Here is a 19392-nt window from a genome sequence, read left to right as displayed (position 1 = left end):
GCGCCCATGTCCGGTTCGCCTGCGGCCCAACTCCAGCCGCCGGTTGGCGGCACGCCGGGCGTCTCGCGCCTGGCGTGGTGGTGGTCCACCGATCGGCGCATGTTCGCAGGCGTGCTGGGGCTGGCGCTGCTGCTGCGGCTGCTGGCGATGGTGCCTAGCAACTACCACCACCCCGACGAGATCTGGCAATACCTGGAACCGGCGCATCGCCTCGTGTTCGGGCACTGGGTGGTGGCATGGGAATACCGCGACGGCATCCGCACCTGGCTGATCCCCGCCTTACTGGCCATGCCGATGCGGCTGGGCGCCTGGCTGGCGCCCGATGGCGGCCTGACATTGGCATTGCCGCGCCTGATGCTGGTGCTGCTGTCGCTGTCCACCGTCGCCTGCGCCACCGGCATGGGGATGCGCCTGTCGCGGCTGCATGGCGCGATGGCCGGCGTGGTCGCCGCGATCTGGGCCGAACTGGTCTATTTCGGGCCGCGGGCGATGTCCGAACCGGTGGCGATGGCGCTGTTCTTTCCGGCCGCGCTGTTGCTCACGCGGCCGTTGGCGCAGCGCACCCGGGCCACCTACGCAGGCGCCGGGCTGCTGCTCGGCCTGTGCTTCTCGGCGCGCTTCCAGCTGGCGCCGGCGCTGTTCGTGCTCGCGGCCTGGGCCTGCGGCCTGCGCTGGCGTGCCTGGCTGTGGCTGACAGCCGGTGGCCTGCTCGGCCTGGGCGTGGATGCGGCGGTGGACATGCTGGTCGCAGGACAGCCGCCGTTGCGCTGGATCTACGCCAACTTCCACATCAACCTGGTGGAGCAGAAAAGCGCCAGCTTCGGCACCAAACCGGCGTACTGGTATCTGACCCGGATCTGCAACCAGTGGCGGCTCGCGGCGCTGGGCATCGTGCCGCTGGCCATCCTCGGCGCGCGGCGCTACCCGGTCCTGCTGGCGGTGGCGCTGGTCAACCTGTTGATGCATTCGTTGATCCCGCACAAGGAATACCGCTTCGTCCTGCTGTCCACCACGCTGCTGGTGGTGCTGGCCGCGTTCGGCACCGTCGACGCGCTGCAGCGCCGCGCCGCCGGCGACGAGCCGCGTCTGCAGCGCCTGTGCGGACAGGCGCTGCTGCTGTGGCTGCTGGCCTCGCTGCTGGTGGCCACCACCGGGCCGGTGAAACGCTACTGGAAATCCGGGCGCCCCTTGATCGCGGCGATGCAACTGGCAGGCGCCGACCCTGACACCTGCGGAATGGCGTTGTACCGGCCACCGAATCCACTGAGCGCCGCCTACGCCCTGTACGGTCGCCAGACCCCGATCTACCTGTTCGACACGCGCGACGACCACGCCGCCGCATTGCGGTATCGCAGCGCCTACGACACCGTGCTGTCGGTCGCACAGGCCCCGCCACTGGCCCCGGAATACGCGCTGCTGGGGTGCTCCAGCAAGGCCTACTGCGTCTATCGGCGCGCCGGCGGCTGTACCGGGGAGGTGCCCAGGGAATACGAAGTCAACGCGGTCCTGACCAGGCTGGGCAAATAGCGCAGGCCAAGCCGCCGCGCTGGCGGGCGCCGCATCCGCGGCCCCCCGGATCGCACGCGAACGGCGCGCAACTGGAACGCGGTCACGCCTTGCGACACGCGGGCTCAAGATCGTCGAACCGGCGCCGACAAGAGATGCAACGTTTCGAGGAGCCTTCATGGGCATCCTGATCTACCTGACTCCCGCCGTCGCGCTCTGGGCGATCACCGCCACCGTTCTCGCCTGGGTCTTCTTCGGCCGCCTGCGCCGCGAACAACAACAACAGGCGAGCGTGCAGGACAGCCTCGCCCGCCACCAGGCCGCGCTGTCGCAGATGAAGGCGCGTGCGGCCGTCAGCGCGCGCGAGCTGGAGGCGCTGCAACAGGCCTACGCCAGCCTGCGGCAGACGCTGGAACTGCAGGCGCAGCAGGACGCGCCGCCGGCCGAGCAGGCCGTGGAGCGGCCACCGGTGCCGATCCTGGTGATGGAACGCCTGGACATTTCCGCCGAGATCGGCACGCTGCTCGCGCACGTGGCGCGGGTGGCCCGGAGCATCCGCCGCTACAGCGCCTACAGCCGCGGCCACAACGCGCCGGAGCTGAGCAGCGCGCGCTACGACCTGCATTGGCTCTCCGACTGCCTGCACAGCCTGGACCAGATCGGCCACGCCCTGGCCAGGGGCAACGTGGACACCCTGACCGCCGCCTGCACCGAACTGCTGGCGATGTACGAGCAATATCTGAAGGACGGATCCGGCTACAACAGCCGCGACACGTTCCAGCGGCTGAGCAGCCACGTCCCGCTCGCCGATGTGACCGACGCCATCCGCTCGATCGCCGCCAAGGCATCGCTGGCGCGGCAGGCGCAGACCCAGGCCAGCGCGGAACTGCACGCGGCACCGGTCGCCTGACGTACCACCACCGGGCGAACGCGCGCCCCTGGCGCCCGCGTTGACCGGACCGGTCGCGCGTGCTGTGATGCGTCCCGATCCGGGTGGGAGCAGCGACATGGCAGACATCAAGGCGGCCTTCGAAAAAGCGGCCAAGGACATCAAGCAGCGCGAGGAGCGTCCCGACAACGACACCTTGCTGCGCCTGTACGCGCTGTACAAACAGGGCGCGGAAGGCGACGTCGCCGGCGCCAAGCCGGGGTTCTTCGACTTCGTCGGCACCGCCAAGTACGAGGCCTGGGCCAAGCTCAAGGGCATGCCGCAGGCCGAGGCGCAGAAGAAGTACGTGGACCTGGTGAAGAAGCTGCTGGCCTGATGGCGCGCGACACCCGCCGGCGCATTCTCGACACGGCCCTGGCGATGTTCAACGCGCAGGGCGAGCCGCACGTCACCACCAACCATATCGCCGACGAGCTGGAGATCAGCCCGGGCAATCTGTACTACCACTTCCGCAACAAGGACGACATCATCGAGCACCTGTTCGCGCGCTACGAGGAGCGCATGGACGCGGCGCTGGAGTTGCCGAGCGCGCGCCTGCCCGGGCTGGAGGACATCTGGCTGCAGCTGCACCTGGTGTTCGAGTGCATCTGGGACTACCGCTTCCTGTACCGCGACCTGATCGAGATCCTCAGCCGCAGCCGACGCCTGCGCCTGCGCTTCGCGCGCATCCTGCGCCGCGCCGACGACAGCACCCAGGCGGTGTTCCAGGGCCTGGCGCAGGCCGGGGCGATGCGCGCCACCGCGCAGGAACTGGGCGGCATCGCCACCAACGTGCTGGTGGTGGCCACGTTCTGGCTCAACTACGCCGCCGCGCGCGGCGAGAAGGACGAGCAACTGGCGATCCGCCACGGCATCGTGCAGGTGATGCTGCTGATTAGTCCGTTCCTGCGCGAGGCCGAGCGCGCGCACTTGGCCACGCTGATGCAGGCCTATCTGGACTGAGCGCGGGGAACGCGCCCACCCAGCAGGCGACGACGCGACGCCAGGTCCCAGGTGCGCCGCGCGCAGCGATTCGCCAAGCGCGGCCGGCATCGGCTAGGCTTGCCGCCCTGCCCTCGCCGCCCGGAATCCGCGTGAGAACCGTCGTCGCCACCCGCTACGTGACCCCGCTGCGCGAAGGCGGCTCGCTGCCGGCGGTGGTCGAGGCCGACGACGACGGCCTGTACGTGCTGAAGTTCCGCGGCGCCGGCCAAGGCCCGAAGGCGTTGATCGCCGAACTGCTGGGCGGCGAACTGGCGCGTGCGCTGGGCCTGCCGATGCCGGAACTGGTGTTCGCGCTGCTCGACCGCGAGTTCGCGCGCACCGAGCCGGATCCGGAAATCCAGGACCTGATCCGCGCCAGCGAGGGCTTGAACCTGGCGCTGGACTACCTGCCCGGCGCGATCAACTACGACCCCGCCGCCTTGCGCCCGGACCCGGCGCTGGCCTCGGCGATCGTCTGGTTCGACGCCTTCGTCACCAATGTCGACCGCACCGCGCGCAACACCAACCTGATGGTCTGGCACGGCAAGCTGATGCTGATCGACCACGGCGCGGCGCTGTATTTCCACCACGACTGGGAGCACGCCGGCAGCGCCTGCGCCTCGCCGTTCGCGCGCATCCGCGACCACGTGCTGCTGCCCTACGCCAGCGCCATCGCCCAGGCCGACGCGGAACTGGCGCCGCGGCTGACCGATGCGGTCATCGACGCGATCGTGGCGCAGATCCCGGACGCATGGCTGCAGGCCGAAGCCAGCTTCGCGAGCGTGGACGCGCATCGCCAGGCCTATGCCGATTACCTCAAGCAGCGGCTGCTACTGCGCGCGGCGTTCGTCGAGGAGGCGCTCCGTGCCCACGCTGCACACGTATGACTACGCGGTCATCCGCGTGGTGCCGCGGGTGGAGCGCGAGGAATTCGTCAACGTCGGGGTGATCGTGTCGTGCCCGACCTCCAAGCTGCTGCATGCGGCGATCGAACTGGCGCCGGCACGGCTGCACGCGCTGGACCCGACCCTGGACATCGAACGCCTGCGTCCGTACCTGGACGCGATCCCGGCGATCTGCCGCGGCGACGCCGATGCCGGCCCGATCGCACTGCTGCCGCCGCGCGCGCGCTTCCACTGGCTGACCGCGCGGCGCAGCTCCATCATCCAGATGTCCTCCGCGCACGTCGGTCGCACCACCCAGCCCGAGCGCGTGGTCGAGCATCTGCTCGAACGCATGGTCAGGACGCCGCGCTAGCGCGCCGACGTGGTGGCCGGCCTCCATCGGCACATTGGCGGATCGACCGCATAGCCCTGTTGCTACCGCAACGCGTTCAAGCAGCTCGCGGCGCCCCTCTGTAGACTCGCCTTCCACCCGGCACGCAACCGTCCTTTCAAGCGCGGCGCCAGCCGCGACCGGCACAGCGGCGGATCTTCCCGGCTCCGGTCACAGTCCGGACTGACCTCCCTCCCACAGCGCACCCGGCAGACCTGCCGCAAGCCCCTGTAGGAGCGGCTTCAGCCGCGACAGCATCCAGCACGCGGCACGCGGATCGCCGTGCCCGCACCCGACGCGCCCCACATCCGGCAGCGATGCCGTGCGCTGTTATGGCGAGCGTGCGCTGCGCTTCGCCGCGCGGCGTGGCGCAGCGGTCTTCTTCGTCGCCCGCTTCGCGGTCTTGGTCGCCGCCGCACGTTTGCGCGGCGTGGCGCGTGGCCTGGGCTGCAGGCCCAGCTTGACCAGCACCGGCTGCAGCCGCGCCTCGACCTCGGCGCTCAACGGTTGCACCTGGCCGCGCAGCGCCGCGGCGCCCTCGCGCACGCTGCTTTCGGCGCCGTCGGCCAGCTGCGCCACCAGCGCCTTCAACGTGGTTGCGCCGCTGGCGGCATCGGCGGCCGCGGCCAGCGCACGCTTGCGGGTCAGCGACACCAGGCCCAGGCCGGCCAGCCACAGGTGCCGCGGCGCCAGGGTCTCGGATCGGGATGCAGAGGTGGAACGCTTCTTGGTCGCCATCGCAGGTCTCCTTGGATGCCGACAGCGGCACCGATGCGACGCATGCTGGCGGCAGCGGCTTGAGCAAACACACTATCCGCAGTGCAGCTTGCCAGCCGGCCATCGCGGCGCCATGCTCGGCGCGAACTCCAGGGAGGCCAGGCATGGCAGCAAAACCGACCGCATGGGCGCCGTTTCCGTACGACGCCAACGCCTACGCCTACCCGGGCGAGGCGCTGAAGAAAGCCTGGCCCAAGCTGCACGCCGGCGACCGCGAGCCGTTCCCGGACCCGGCCCGCGCGCAGGCGCTGCTCGCTGCCGCCGGCAAGGCCGGCAAGGGCCACGATGCGCAGACGCTGTCAGCAGCGCTGATCGAGGCCTGGCGCGCCTTCCACCAGGGCCAGTTCCAGCAGGCCTACAGCGCCGGGCAGGCGCTGGGCGTGTTCGGCGCCTCGGTCGCGGTCAAGGCGCTGGGCATCCACGCCAGCTACCTGGTCGAAGACGACAAGGAAAAACTGCAGCGCCTGCAGCAGGCCGCGACGCTGGCCGAAGCGGCGATCGCCGCGCTGCCGGACGAGGCCAACAGCCACTATCGCCACGCGTTCGCGCTGGGCCGTTACAGCCAGGGGCTGAGCATCGTCAAGGCGCTCAAGCAAGGCATCGCCGGCAAGGTGCGGCAATCGCTGGAGGCCGCGCTGGAACTGGAGCCCAAGCACGCCGAGGCGCACATGGCGCTGGCGCTGTACCACGCCGAAATCATCGGCAAGGTCGGCGCGATGATCGGCGGACTCACCTACGGCGCCAAGGCCGCGACCGCCGAGCAGCATATCCAGCAAGCGCTGAAGCTGACGCCGGATGCGCCGATCGCGCATGTCGAATACGCCAATGTGCTGTTGCTGCTGCACGGCGACAAGCGCGAGGACGCCGCTGCCGGCGCATTCGAAAAAGCCGCCAAGCTCAAGCCGCGCGACGCGATGGAAGCGCTGGACGCGGCGTTCGCGCGCGAGCAGTTGGAGTAGTTGGCGGCCGCAGTGCCATGCATGTGCGGCCGTCCCCTTCTCCCATCGGGACCATGGCCCCCTTTTTCGGGGGGATGCCCCGCAGGGCGGATGAGGGTATGGGCGAAGCCTCATGCAATCGATCATTGCGAGTCGCTTCGCGCCGTACCCTCACCCCAACCCCTCTCCCGGTGGGAGAGGGGCTAATCGGCCGTTCCTTTGTCCTGGTCTAATTCTCGTGGACACCTCGATAGAGGATGATCATCGCCAACGAGGAGCGAGCACGACATGACATCCCGCTCGCATAGAACCTTCGATACCGCCTTCAAGCTGTAGTAGGCGGTGCAGATGATCCGGGACCAAGGCCTGAGCGTGGGCCAGGTATGCCGCGATCTGGATTTGGTCGATGTGCCGTGCATCGCTGGCTGGCCCAGTACCAGGCCGAGCAAACCGGCCAGCCGCGACAGGCCGTAAGCCAACGACCGCCCCATCTTGACCAACTAGTGGTTTCAGGACCCGGAGATTGGATTTCGGCCACCGGCCACGGGTAGTGGCGGGCGGCAGCTCTTGGCTATGTGGGCAAGCCGTGATTGGTCGTCTCTTCCGCGCAGCAAATTCGGTCAAGACGCTGCGCCCTGACTTTGACACGATGCGGCCATGAACAGCACGACACCACTCGTCCTCGACCCGCTCTCGAGCGTCGTCGCCTGGATAGAGCAGCATCTCGACCAGTCGCTGACTCTGGAACAGGTCGCAGCACGCGCTGGCCTGTCGCCGTATCACTTCTCGCGGCTGTTCACCGCGCGCATGGGCCGCAGCGTGATGGCCCACGTGCGCGGCCGCAGACTCGTGCGCGGGGCCCGACGGCTCTGCGATGAGCCTTATCTGAAGCTCGTCGACCTGGCGTTCGACTGCGGATTCGAGTCTCAGGAGGCGTTCACGCGCGCGTTCAAGCGCCTGTTCGGCGTCTCTCCTGGCCGGTTCCGCAGCGGATTTGCGGTCGAACCCATCGAAGGCCAATATCCCATGCATCTCCCTACCGCCCACAACACATCCGTCTTTCGCTTGCCCGAGCTCGTAGCGATGCCGGCTTTCCGCGTCGCCGGACCCGCGCGCCAGTTCGACGAGGCCAGCAAGGCGGAGATCCCGCAGTTGTGGTCGGCGTTGATCGGTGCGCTGCCATTCGCGGGCCAGGTTCAGAGCTGGGCGACCTACGGCGTCGTCTCCGTCGTCGACAAGGCTGAGGGCTGCTTTCAGTACATGGCGGGCGTCGGCGTCGAATCCGCCTGCGTGCCGCCAACCAACTTTTCGACGATGCAGATCCCGGCCGCGACCTACGCAGTATTCCGCATCGCACTCAATGGCACGGCGCTGCACCCGCAAGTCAAACAGGCGCTGGCATCCATCTGGGGCGAGTTAATCCCGGCCTCGGGCTTAAGAGTCGTCGATGGTCCCGACTTTGAGCTCTACGACGGCCGCTTCGATCCGCACAAGCCAGGGTCCTTCATCGACTTCCATGTCCCTGTGGAGGCCTGACCTGCTGGTGGTGACCAGAACTGAACCCTTGGTGGTGCGGACTGCGCTCCACGTTCGGCGATCGATCAGCGGCCGATTGCGGGAACGCTGCTGCCTGAAGTCCCCTATCTCGGTGGCCACTGAAACTTGACCACGACAGTTCCCTGCTTCCGTAGGGGGAAGGTGGCACGGCACGCAGGGCCGGATGAGGGTACGGGCGCAGCCTCCTGTACCCAACTCCACGAGTCGCTTCGCGCCGTACCCTCACCCCAACCCCTCTCCCGCGGGGAGAGGGGCTAAAGCGCGCCGCGGACGTTTCCTTCTCCCGTCGGCCGCCTTTTCGTCCTGAAGGCGCGGATGAGGTGCGGAAGAAGCCGCGCATGGCATGCGTGCCTGCATTGCATCGGCGGCGGCGTCATGCCGCGCCCTCACCGCACCAGAAACGACGACGCCGGCATTACGCCGGCGTCGTGGTATGCCTCCAGCACGCGCGATCAGCTTTCCGGCGGCAACTCGCTGGCGATCTCGGCGCTGCCGGCTTCGCCCACGATCGGCTCGGCCGGCTCTTCCTCGACCAGCGAACCGTCCAGGCGCTCCACCGCCTGCAGCTTCTCGCCCTTGGACAGGCGGATCAGGGTCACGCCCTGGGTGTTGCGGCCGACGCGGGAGATTTCCGAGGCGCGGGTGCGCACCAGGGTGCCGCCATCGGAAATCAGCAACACCTCGTCCTTGGTGCTCAGCAGCACCGCGCCGACCAGCTTGCCGTTGCGCTCGCTGGTCTGGATGCCGATCACGCCCTGCGTGCCGCGGCCCTTGCGCGGGTACTCGGCCAGCGGAGTGCGCTTGCCGTAGCCGTTCTCGGTGGCGGTGAGGATGTAGGCATCGGGCTCGTCGCCGTTGCGCACCACGGCCTCGGCATCGACGTCGGCCTCCGTCTCCGGCGCCATCTCGATGTCCTCGGCATCCTCGTCCTGGCCCACGGCCGGCTCGGCCACGATCAGGCTGACCACGTACTCGCTCTTGGCCAGGCGAATGCCGCGCACGCCGCGGCTGCTGCGCCCGGTCGGCTTGACCCCACCGCGGCTCTTGCGGCGCGGGCTGCGCGCGTCGTCGCCGTCCTCGACGGCCTCGGCCAGCGCGATCTCATCGTCGCCGTTGTCCTCGCCCGTGCCCTCGTCGATGGCGCCGTCCTCGGCCTCGTCGTCCTTGGGCCGTTCGGAGAAGCGCACGGTCTTGCCGTTGGAGGCGAACAGCAGCACATCGCGCTCGCCGTCGGTCAGGCCCACGCCGACCAGGGCATCGCCCTCGTCGAGGTTGATCGCGATCTTGCCGGCCTTGCGCTGGAACGCGAAGTCGCTGAGCGGGGTCTTCTTGACCATGCCGTTGCGAGTGGCGAAGAACACGTAGCGGCCGCCGGCATAGTCGCGCACCGGGAGCACCGCCTGCACGCGCTCGCCGTTCTCCAGCGGGATCCAGTTGATGATCGGACGGCCGCGCGCGTTCGGGCCGGCCTCCGGCAACTGGTACACCGGCAGCGCGAACACCTTGCCGCTGCTGGTGAAGGTCAGCAGCGTGTCGTGGGTGTTGACCAGCCACAGCTGGTCGATGAAATCCTCTTCCTTGGTCGCCGCGGCGCTGCGGCCGCGGCCGCCGCGGCGCTGCGCGCGGTACGCGCTGACCGGTTGGCGCTTGGCGTAGCCGGCATGCGACAGCGTCACCACCACGTCTTCCGGCGCGATCAGGTCGAGGATGTCGAGGTCTTCCTCGCTGTGGCGGATCTCGGTGCGGCGCGCATCGCCGTATTCCTCGCGGATGCTGATCAGCTCCTCGCGGATCACCTGCAGCAGCACGTCGGGGTTTTCCAGGATCCGGATCAGCCCGGCGATCGCTTCCAGCAGTTGCTTGTATTCCTCGGTCAGGCGCTCCTGCTCCAGCCCGGTCAGGCGGTGCAGGCGCATTTCCAGGATCTGCGAGGCCTGCACTTCGGTCAGCTGGTAGCCGTCGGCGAGCAGGCCGACGCCGGCCGGCAGGTCTTCCGGCTGCGAGGCATCGGCACCGGCGGCGCCGAGCAGCGCGCCGACCAGGCCCGCGTCCCAGCGCCTGGCCAGCATGCGCTCGCGCGCCTCGGTCGGGTTGGCCGAGGTCTTGATCAGCTCGATCATCTCGTCGATGTTGGCGAGCGCGACGGTCAGGCCTTCGAGGATGTGCGCGCGGGCGCGCGCCTTGCGCAGTTCGAAGATGGTGCGGCGGGTGACCACTTCGCGACGGTGGCGGACGAACGCCTCCAGCATCTGCTTGAGGTTCATCAGCTGCGGGCGGCCATCGACCAGCGCCACCATGTTGATGCCGAACACCGACTCCATCTGGGTCTGCTGGTACAGGTTGTTCAGCACCACATCGGCGGCTTCGCCGCGCTTGATCTCGATGTAGATGCGCATGCCGTCCTTGTCGGACTCGTCGCGCAGTTCGCTGATGCCTTCGAGCTTCTTTTCCTTGACCAGCTCGGCGATCTTCTCGATCAGCCGCGCCTTGTTGACCTGGTACGGGATCTCGTTGACCACGATCGCTTCGCGGCCGTTGTCCTGGATCTCGATCTCGGCCTTGGCGCGCATGCGCACGCGGCCGCGGCCGGTGCGGTAGCCGGCGACGATACCGCTGGTGCCGTTGACGATGCCGGCGGTGGGGAAATCCGGGCCGGGGATGTATTCCATCAGCCCGTCGACGTCGATCTGCGGATTGTCGATCAGCGCCAGGCAGGCGTTGATCGATTCGGTCAGGTTGTGCGGCGGGATGTTGGTCGCCATGCCCACCGCGATGCCGGCCGAACCGTTGACCAGCAGGCTCGGGAACCGGGTCGGCATGACCGTCGGCTCCAGTTCCTTCTCGTCGTAGTTGGGCTGGAAATCGACGGTTTCCTTGTCGATGTCGGCCATCATCTCGTGGGCGAGCCGCGACATGCGCGCCTCGGTGTAACGCATCGCCGCCGCGGAGTCGCCGTCGACCGAACCGAAGTTGCCCTGCCCGTCCACCATCAGGTAGCGCAGCGAGAACGGCTGCGCCATGCGCACCAGCGTGTCGTACACCGACTGGTCGCCGTGCGGGTGGTACTTGCCGATGACGTCGCCGACGATACGCGCCGACTTGTAGTAGGGCTTGTTGCTGTGCGCGCCCAGCTCGTTCATCGCGAACAACACGCGGCGATGCACCGGCTTGAGGCCGTCGCGCGCATCCGGGAGGGCACGCCCCACGATCACGCTCATCGCGTAATCGAGGTAGCTCTTGCGCATCTCGTCTTCCAGGTTGACCTGGATGATTTCCTTGGCGGATTCTGCCATTCGGGTTCCGTAAGTCTGGTGGCTAATCGACCAGGACGCCGGCCCGCGGCAAGCGGGCCTGCCGGCACCGAAAATCTACGGCGCGCAGCGGTCGATCGAACCGCCGGATTCTATCATGACGGGCGCGCGAATGCCCGGTTTTTGCCGGCCCGAACAAGCACTTGCGTGGATTTGCGGGGCCGTGCAGGGCGGCTGGCGCGGTTGCCGCGGCTCAGCCGCCGAACGCGGCGCGCATGCGCTCGGGATCCGGCCGTTCGATCACCCCGCGTTCGGTGACGATGGCATCGATCAATTCGGCCGGGGTCACGTCGAACACCGGGTTCCAGGCGGCGATGCCCTCGGCCACGGTACGCACCCCGCCCACGCCGAACAGCTCGCCCGGGTCGCGCTGCTCGATCTCGATCTGCGCGCCGTCGGCGGTGTCCATGTCCACGGTGGACCACGGCGCCACCACCATGAACCTGACGCCGTGGTGGCGCGCGGCGATCGCCAACTGGTAGGTGCCGATCTTGTTGGCGGTGTCGCCGTTGGCGCAGATGCGGTCGGCGCCGACAATCACCCACTGCACCGCGCCGGTCTTCATCAGATGCGCCGCGGCCGAATCGGCGATCAGGGTCGCGTCGATGCCGTCCTGCTGCAGTTCCCACACGGTCAGCCGCGCGCCCTGCAGCCACGGCCGGGTCTCGCCGGCGAACACCTTGGCGATGCGGCCCTGGGCCATGCCGGCGCGGATCACGCCCAGCGCGGTGCCGAAGCCGGCGGTGGCCAGCGACCCGGTGTTGCAATGGGTCAGCACGCCGCTGCCGGGCGCGATCAGGCCCGCGCCGAGCGCGCCCATGTGGCGGTTGGCGGCCAGGTCTTCCTCGGCGATCGCCTGCGCCTGGCGTGCGATCGCCTCGCGCCAGTCGGCGCCGGCCGCGGCCAGCGCCTTGCGCATCCGCATCAGCGCCCAGGCCAGGTTCACCGCGGTCGGCCGCGCCGCATTGAGCCGCTGCAGCGCCGGTTCCAGCTTGGCCAGCGCCTGTGCGCCGTCGTCGGCCTGCACGTCGCGCGCGGCCAGCACCACGCCCCAGCCGGCGGCGATGCCGATCGCCGGCGCACCGCGCACCGCCAGGGTGTGGATCGCGTCGGCGACCTGGTCGCTGTCGGTGCATTGCACGTGCTCGACCACGAACGGCAGCTTGCGCTGGTCCAGCAGCTCCAGTGCCTCGCCGGTCCACAGGATCGGGCGGATATGGTCGTAGCGGGCGTAGTCGATATCGAGGTCGGCGTTCATCCGGCTATTTTAACGGCGGGGATTGGGGATTGGGGATTGGGGATTCGCAGAAGCGGCGCTGCGTGCGGTTGCCATGGGCCCTGCCTGGCGCTCGGCGCAGCGTCGGCGCGCGGTGGCTGCGATGCTCAGTTGACGCTGAATTCCGCGCGGCAGCCCTTGTCCACCCAGATGCCGTCGCGGTCCCAGCCCCAGCTGTCGTCCTGCACGCAGGCGGTGCCGGACAGCTGCCGGCGTAGCTGCACGCTGTTGTGGATGCTGACCCCGCAGCGGCGCCGCGAGCGGCCCTTGGATTCGCACAACACCGGACGCGCGCCGACCGGGAAGCCGGACCCGTCGCTGGCGCCGATCTCGAACTCGCCTCGACAGCCGCGCGACACCCAGATCTCGTTGCGGCGCACGCCCCAGCTGCGCTCCTCGCGGCACGGCACCGAGGACAGCTGGCGCATCAGCCGTACCGGCGCGCCGCGCAGCATCACCGGGCAGCTCTCGACCCGGCCGTCGGATTCGCAGCGCAGCACGCGGCGCATCGCGCTGCGCGTGGGCTCGGGCGGATTGGAACGGAACTCGGCGCGGCAGCCCAGCGTCACCCACACCCCGGTGCCGTCCGAGCCCCATTCGCTGCCGCGGATGCAGTCGTTGTCGGACAATTGCCGGATCAATTCCACGCCCTGTTCGGTCGGCATCGGGCAATGCACCCAACTCATGTCGCGCGATTCGCACCGCACCACCGCGGCGTCGTAACCGTCCGGCGCCTGGGCGAACGCCTTCGCCGGACACGCCGATACCGCCAACCCCAGCCAACACCAGCTACCGAGCCCGTACGACCACTTCATGCTTGGCTCTGCCCCTATGCGTGGAACCTGAACAACGAAGACCACTCCACCGATATCGCGCATCGACCGCATGCTGGGCTGGATCAAACCATCATCGATGTCGACAAAGCAAGAAGATGCTACATGAACAACGCACGGTTCAGGCTCGCGCGAAATCGTAGGCGAGCACATCGCCGATCGACGCGGTGCCGCGCATCGCCATCAGCAGGCGATCCACGCCGACCGCGACGCCGGCGCAGTCGGGCAGCGCCGGCAAGGCCTGCAGCAGACGCTCGTCCAGCGGCGGCAGTTGCGCGCCGCGTTCGCGGCGCAGCGCGTGATCGCGCAGGAAGCGGCGCCGCTGCTCGGCCGCGTCGTTGAGTTCGTGGTAGCCGTTGGCCAGCTCGTAGCCGCCCAGGTACAGTTCGAAGCGTTCGGCCACCGGCGGTTGTTCGTCGCGGATGCGCGCCAGCGCGCACTGCGTGGCCGGCCAGTCGTGGACCACGGTGATGCGGTCGGCCGGAAACGCCGCTTGCAGGCGATGGGTCATCAGCAGGTCGAGCCAGTCGTCGCGGGTCAGCCCTGCAGCGTCGATGCGGATGTCGCGCAATGGCTGCTGCAGCGCATCGAGCGGCGCCAGCAATGGATCGATGCCCAGCGTATCCAGGAACAGTTGCCGATAGGTGACGACCTGCAGCGTCGCCGTGCGCGCGACCAGCGCCAGCGCCTCGCGCACCAGCGCCACGGTCTCGTCCACCAGCTGCAGATGATGCCAGCCGACCCGGTACCACTCGAGCATGGTGAATTCGGGATTGTGGCGGCCGCCGGCCTCGCCGTTGCGGAACACCCGGCCGAGTTCGTAGCAATCGCCGACGCCGGCGGCCAGCAGGCGTTTGAGCGGATACTCGGGCGAGGTGCGCAGCCAGCGCAGCGCCGGGCCGGCATCGACATGGCCGCTGAAGCGGGTCTGGAAACTGTCGATGTTGGGTTCGGTGTTGCCGGCCGCCGACAGCATCGGCGTCTCCACCTCGAGCACGTCGCGCGCGGCGAAGAAGGCGCGAATGCGCGCGTTGAGCGCGGCGCGCAGGCGCAGCGCCGCGATGTCCACGGCCTCGCTCATCGCGGCGATCCGATCGGGTGCGTCGCGCCCGGAAGCCGGCTCACCCCTGCCCCTCGTGCTCGCCGAGCAAGGCCAGCAACTGCGCCTCGTCCCACACCGCAACGCCCAGTTCCTGCGCCTTGTCCAGCTTGGAACCGGCCTCGGCGCCGGCGACGACGAAGCTGGTCTTCTTCGACACGCTGCCGGCGACCTTCGCGCCCAGCGCTTCCAGGCGCGCCTTGGCCGCATCGCGGCTGAGTTGCTGCAGGGTGCCGGTCAGCACCACGCTCTGCCCGTCCAGCGGCGCGGCGCGGCGCGCGGCCGGCGCCGGCGCCGCGTCGAGCAGGCGCCGCATCGCCGCGTCGGCGGCGCGCAACGCCTGCAGCCGCGCGTCATCGGCCAGATAGGCGGCGAGATTGGCCGCGCCCGCCGCCGACAGCCCGGCGCCGGTCCAGCCGCTTTCGTTGGCGCGCAGCAGCGCATCGAGCGTGCCGTAGGTCGCGGCCAGCCGTTGCGCGCTCTTGCCGCCGAGCTTGTCCACCGGCAGCGTGGTCAGCAGGTGCGCCAGGTCGAGCCGCTCGCGCAGTTCCGCCGGCGGCGCGCCCTCGTCGGCGAAGCGGATGCCGGCCTGGACCAGCGCATCGACCACGGCCGCGTTGCCGAGTTGTTCGAAGAAGGTCGCGATCGATCGCGCGACCTCGCCGCCGATATCGGGCAGCGCCTGCAGCAGCACCGCCGGCGTGCTACGCACGAAGTCAAGCGATCCCAGCCAGTGCGCGAGCGCCTTGGCGGTGGTCTCGCCCAGGTGCGGGATGCCCAGCGCGAACAGGAAGCGCGGCAACGTGGTGTCGCGGCTGGCGGCGATCCCGGCGACCAGGTTCTCCGCCCATTTCGTCGCCAGCTTGCCGCCCAGATCCACGGCCAGGTGCGCACGCAGGAAGTCGGCGCGCTTCCAGTCCGGGGATTCCTGCGCCAGCAGCGCCTGCGCCCGCGCATCGAGCATCAGCGCGCCCTTGCTGTCGTTCACGGCCTGCACCAGGTCGGCCGCGGTCGCCGCGTCCAGCGCCGCCTTCATCCGCACCAGGTCTTCGACGCTCAGCGCGTACAGGTCGGCCAGCGACTGCACGAAACCGAATTCGACCAGGGCATCGGCCTGGCGATCGCCCAGGCCCTCGATGTCCATGGCCCGGCGCGAGGCGAAATGGCGCACGGCCTCCTTGCGCTGCGCCGCGCAGGCCAGACCGCCGCTGCAGCGCCAGGCCACCGCGTCCTCTTCCTTGACCAGCTCCGAGCCGCACACCGGGCACGTGGCCGGCATCGTCCACGGCAGCGTGCCGGCGGGACGGCGTTCTTCGATGACCCGCACCACTTCGGGAATCACATCGCCGGCGCGGCGCACGATCACGGTGTCGCCTTCGCGCGCATCCAGCCGCGCGATCTGGTCGGCGTTGTGCAAGGTCGCGTTGGTGACGGTGACCCCGGCGACCTGCACCGGTTCCAGCCGCGCCACCGGGGTGACCGCGCCGGTGCGGCCGATCTGCACTTCGATCGCGCGCAGCACGGTGGACTGTTCCTGCGCCGGGAACTTGTGCGCCAGCGCCCAGCGCGGCGCGCGCGAGACGAAGCCCATCGCCGCCTGCTGGTCGTAGTCGTCGAGCTTGTAGACCACGCCGTCGATGTCGTACGGCAGCGCGTCGCGCCTGGCGCCGATGCGGCGGAAGTACGCGATCAGGCCGTCGAAGCCGGTCGCCGTCGCGACCTCGGGCGCCACCGGGAAGCCATAGCGGCGCAACAGGGCCAGGGTCTGCGAATGGGTCTCGGGCAGTTCCAGGCCGCGCACCTCGCCGACCGAATAGGCGAAGAACGCCAGCGGCCGCCGCCGGGTGACCGCAGGATCGAGCTGGCGCAGCGAACCGGCGGCGCCGTTGCGCGGATTGGCGAGCAGCTTCTCGTTGCGTTCCAGCGCCTTGGCGTTCCAGGCGGCGAAGGCCGCGCGCGGCATGTAGATCTCGCCGCGCACCTCCAGCACCGCCGGAAACGGCGTGCCCAGGTCGCGCAGCTTCAACGGTATCGAGCGCACCTGGCGCAGGTTGGCGGTGACGTCCTCGCCGGTGCTGCCGTCGCCGCGGGTGGCGCCCTGCACGAACACGCCGTCCTCGTAGCGCAGGCTGATCGCCAGGCCGTCCAGCTTCGGCTCGACCGAGAACACCGGCGCAGCCAGGTCCAGTGCGCGCTCGATACGCCGCTCGAAATCGGCGACCTCGGCGAAGCGCTCGCGGTCGTCGGCATCCTCGGCCACACCCGGCGTCTCGAACGCGTTGGCCAGCGACAGCATCGGGATCGCATGCCGCACTTCCGGGAAGCCGCCGTCCGGCCGCGCGCCGACGGTGCGGGTCGGCGAGTCGTCGCGCGCCAGCTGCGGGTGCTCGGCTTCCAGCGCCTCCAGCTCGCGCATCAACGCGTCGTACTCGGCATCGGTGATCGACGGATCGTCGTGCACGTAGTAGCGGTCGTTGGCGTCTTCGATGCGCTGGCGCAAGTCGGCGGCGCGCTGCTGGAGATCGGGCGTGGCGGTCATGCGCGGCCGGGGACCTGGTGACGGAGAGGGAGGCGATAGTAACTGCGTGCCTGGCAAGGGGAAATGCGGGTGAGGCCGGGATTGGAGATTGGGGATTCGGATTGGGGCTCTGAAGATGGGGGACCGGTAGCGCGGCGGACGTACCCTCACCCCAACCCCTCTCCCGGGGGGAGAGGGGCTCGAGCGAACGCTCCGATCGCAGCGCCGTGCTTTCCCGATTCCCCACTCCCCTTTCCCGAGTCCCTGTTTTCCCACTATTCAGAAAACTTGCCGAAACGTTAAGGAAACATTAGGTTTGCCTCCCCGCCCTGACGTTTCGCTGGAGAGTGCCCGTGTCGCTACCGGTTTCGCGCCGTTCCTTCCTTTCCCTCGCCACCTCGGGCCTGGCGGTCGGCGCACTGGGCCTGGCGCCCGCTGCGGAAGCGGCAAAGCGCAAGGCGGCTGCGGTCGCGACGCCCGGCGTGGCGCCGGCGGTCGGCCCGGTCTATCTGAACTTCAACGAATGTCCGCTGGGTCCGGCGCCGGCCGCGCTGGATGCGGCGCAGGCGATCCTGCCGCGCGCCGGCCGCTATCTGTTCGAACTGCAGAACGACCTGATCGCGCTGTTCGCCGGCGAGCAGCAATTGCCCAGCGATCACGTCGCGGTCTATCCCGGCTCCAGCGACCCGCTCAACCGCGCCGCGCGTGCGTTCACCTCGGCCCGCGCCGGCGTGGTGGTGGCCGATCCGACCTTCGAAGCGGTCGCCGATGTCGCCGCCGCGCACGGCGCGCCGGTGCGGCGGGTGCCGCTGCGCGCCGACGGCGGGCACGACGTCAAGGCGATGGCCAGCGTCGATCCGAACGCCGGGCTGATCTACCTGTGCAACCCGAACAATCCGACCGGCTCGATCACCGCGCGCGCCGACATCGAATGGCTGCTGGCCAACAAGCCCGCTTCCAGCGTCTTGCTGGTCGACGAGGCCTACATCCACTACAGCGAGCAGCCCTCGGTGATCGACCTGATCGGCCAGCGGCAAGACCTACTGGTGCTGCGCACCTTCTCCAAGCTGTACGGCATGGCCGGGCTGCGCCTGGGCCTGGCGGTGGCCTCGCCGGGACTGTTGACCAAGCTGGCCGCGTTCGGCGAGAACCCGGTGGCGATCCCCGCGGTGGCCGCCGGCATCGCCAGCCTGCGCGACGTGCAACTGGTGCCGGCGCGGCGCGCGGAGAATGCGCGGATCCGCAACGAGACCATCGCCTGGCTGCAGAGCAAGGGCTACAAGTGCCTGCCGTCGCAGGCCAACTGCTTCATGGTCGACGTCAAGCGCGACGGCAAGGCGTTCGCCGCGGCGATGGCCAAGCAGGGGGTGATGATCGGCCGCAGCTGGCCGATCTGGCCGAAGCTGGTGCGCGTCACCGTCGGCACCGAGGCGGAGATGCTGCGGTTTCGTGAGGCGGTGTTGAAAGCGCGCAAATAGCGCGCTTGGGAATCGGGAATGGAGAATCGGGAATCGTGAAAGCGGGTCCCGGCGCGATTTCGGCACCGCCGGCTCGCCTCGCTTTTCCTATTCCCGATTCCCCTTTCCCAATTCCCGGCGCCACGCTACCAGCGCGGCGCCTTGGTCAACGGGGGCGCCTGATGCTGCCGGTCGTAGGCGCGCAGTTCGTCGCGGATGTGGGCGATGCGCTGGCGGCCGAGGGCGTTGCGGCTGTCGTCCAGGACCACGCCGTCGAGCAGTTCGCCCATGCGCTGCACGGTCGGCAGCATCTTTTCCCAGGCGTCGAGCGCGGTCAGCGGCGCCGGCAGGGTCAGGAAGAACGCGATCGCCGGGGTCTCCATCTCGCGGATGTGGGCCATGTCGAAACTGCCCGGCTTCATGATGCTGGCCATGCTGAAGATCGGGCCGCGCTCGGGATGGCCTTCGACCAGGCGGTGGAACACGCTCATGTGGCCGAACACCAGCCCGGTCTTCTCGGCGGCGACGACGATGTCCTCGCCGCGCAGCACCTGGCCGGCGCGCGCGGCGACGTACAGCGAGACGATCTTGTCGAAGTCCTGGCTCGGCCGCTTGCCGAGTTCGGCGTTGGCCGCCTCGGCGGCGGACAGGCCCAGTTCGGGTTGGCCGAGGGCACCGTCCTGGTCGGGTGCGGCGATCGCGTCGCCGTCGGCGGGCGTCGCGGCATCGCCGAGCGAAGGTTCGCGGCGCGGTGCGGCCGGGTCGGCCGGCTCCACGCGCCGGCCCTGGGTCGGTTTCTTCGGGCGGCCGAACAGAAAGATCGCCGCGATCAGCAACAGACCGGCGGCGAGGATGCCGATGCGCAGCATTGCCATGTCGGACATTCGGGGGTTACTCCGGCAGGGGTGCGTAGGGGGAAGACAAGGTATTTAG

Annotated in this window: 16 protein-coding genes; 9 read left to right on the top strand and 7 right to left on the bottom strand. The window is 69.2% G+C overall.

The genetic code is table 11. The features are described 5' to 3' along the window. The first annotated feature begins 6 nt into the window (after positions 1-6). The 6 genes from AB8810_RS10745 (at position 7) to AB8810_RS10720 (ending at position 4675) form a co-directional block, all read left to right on the top strand. Positions 7-1527 (top strand): hypothetical protein, encoded by a 1521-nt coding sequence (locus tag AB8810_RS10745; protein WP_369916468.1) that lies wholly within the window; start codon positions 7-9, stop codon positions 1525-1527. Between the two features lie 157 nt (positions 1528-1684). Next, positions 1685-2416 carry a hypothetical protein gene (locus tag AB8810_RS10740; RefSeq protein ID WP_179565023.1) on the top strand — a complete coding sequence of 244 codons (732 nt, stop codon included), beginning with the start codon at positions 1685-1687 and terminating at the stop codon, positions 2414-2416. A 97-nt stretch (positions 2417-2513) separates the two neighbouring features. Next, a complete protein-coding gene (locus AB8810_RS10735; protein ID WP_184410100.1) occupies positions 2514-2771 on the top strand; it encodes an acyl-CoA-binding protein in 258 nt (85 codons plus the stop codon). Next, the gene (locus AB8810_RS10730) at positions 2771-3397 is read left to right on the top strand and encodes a TetR/AcrR family transcriptional regulator (RefSeq protein ID WP_179565027.1); all 627 of its coding nucleotides are present in this window, start codon (positions 2771-2773) and stop codon (positions 3395-3397) included. The genes AB8810_RS10735 and AB8810_RS10730 overlap by 1 nt, the downstream gene beginning before the upstream one ends. Positions 3398-3528: 131 nt before the next feature. Next, on the top strand, positions 3529-4305 hold the full coding sequence (locus AB8810_RS10725; protein ID WP_206228882.1) for a HipA family kinase: 777 nt from the start codon (positions 3529-3531) through the stop codon (positions 4303-4305). After that, the gene (locus tag AB8810_RS10720) at positions 4283-4675 is read left to right on the top strand and encodes a DUF3037 domain-containing protein (RefSeq protein ID WP_179565029.1); all 393 of its coding nucleotides are present in this window, start codon (positions 4283-4285) and stop codon (positions 4673-4675) included. Before AB8810_RS10725 ends, AB8810_RS10720 begins: the two co-directional genes overlap by 23 nt. A gap of 348 nt (positions 4676-5023) precedes the next feature. On the opposite strand, the gene AB8810_RS10715 is transcribed toward AB8810_RS10720, so the two are convergent. Beyond that, complete coding sequence (locus AB8810_RS10715; protein WP_191824101.1) at positions 5024-5431, bottom strand: hypothetical protein; 408 nt, start codon at positions 5429-5431, stop codon at positions 5024-5026. A 143-nt stretch (positions 5432-5574) separates the two neighbouring features. On the opposite strand from AB8810_RS10715, the gene AB8810_RS10710 reads away from it, so the two are divergent. After that, a complete protein-coding gene (locus AB8810_RS10710; protein WP_369916467.1) occupies positions 5575-6429 on the top strand; it encodes a hypothetical protein in 855 nt (284 codons plus the stop codon). Between the two features lie 636 nt (positions 6430-7065). Continuing rightward, a complete protein-coding gene (locus AB8810_RS10705; RefSeq protein WP_369916466.1) occupies positions 7066-7944 on the top strand; it encodes an AraC family transcriptional regulator in 879 nt (292 codons plus the stop codon). A 473-nt stretch (positions 7945-8417) separates the two neighbouring features. On the opposite strand, the gene gyrA is transcribed toward AB8810_RS10705, so the two are convergent. The 5 genes from gyrA to ligA all read right to left on the bottom strand — a co-directional run bounded on the left by gyrA (position 8418) and on the right by ligA (position 17023). After that, positions 8418-11258: a DNA gyrase subunit A gene (gyrA, locus tag AB8810_RS10700; protein ID WP_369916465.1), complete on the bottom strand. Its 2841-nt coding sequence runs from the start codon at positions 11256-11258 to the stop codon at positions 8418-8420. A 211-nt stretch (positions 11259-11469) separates the two neighbouring features. Next, a complete protein-coding gene (gene mtnA, locus AB8810_RS10695; protein ID WP_206256894.1) occupies positions 11470-12534 on the bottom strand; it encodes an S-methyl-5-thioribose-1-phosphate isomerase in 1065 nt (354 codons plus the stop codon). A 125-nt stretch (positions 12535-12659) separates the two neighbouring features. After that, positions 12660-13367: a DUF3011 domain-containing protein gene (locus AB8810_RS10690; RefSeq protein ID WP_179565037.1), complete on the bottom strand. Its 708-nt coding sequence runs from the start codon at positions 13365-13367 to the stop codon at positions 12660-12662. Between the two features lie 139 nt (positions 13368-13506). Beyond that, on the bottom strand, positions 13507-14466 hold the full coding sequence (epmA, locus tag AB8810_RS10685) for an EF-P lysine aminoacylase EpmA (protein WP_369916464.1): 960 nt from the start codon (positions 14464-14466) through the stop codon (positions 13507-13509). A gap of 40 nt (positions 14467-14506) precedes the next feature. Next, entirely contained in the window at positions 14507-17023 is a 2517-nt protein-coding gene (gene ligA, locus AB8810_RS10680; protein ID WP_369916463.1) for an NAD-dependent DNA ligase LigA, read from the bottom strand. A 332-nt stretch (positions 17024-17355) separates the two neighbouring features. Here ligA and AB8810_RS10675 point away from each other — a divergent pair, with 332 nt between their 5' ends. Then, a complete protein-coding gene (locus AB8810_RS10675) occupies positions 17356-18480 on the top strand; it encodes a pyridoxal phosphate-dependent aminotransferase (RefSeq protein WP_369916462.1) in 1125 nt (374 codons plus the stop codon). 125 nt (positions 18481-18605) lie between these two features. Here AB8810_RS10675 and zipA read toward each other — a convergent pair whose 3' ends face one another. Further along, on the bottom strand, positions 18606-19343 hold the full coding sequence (gene zipA, locus AB8810_RS10670; RefSeq protein ID WP_206228875.1) for a cell division protein ZipA: 738 nt from the start codon (positions 19341-19343) through the stop codon (positions 18606-18608). Positions 19344-19392: the final 49 nt, after the last annotated feature.

The sequence above is a fragment of the Xanthomonas sp. NCPPB 3005 genome (assembly GCF_041228095.2).
Taxonomy (GTDB): Bacteria; Pseudomonadota; Gammaproteobacteria; order Xanthomonadales; family Xanthomonadaceae; genus Xanthomonas_A; species Xanthomonas_A bonasiae.
The sequence above is the reverse complement of the archived record's forward strand: the minus strand, read 5'-3'. Positions and strand labels throughout refer to the sequence as shown.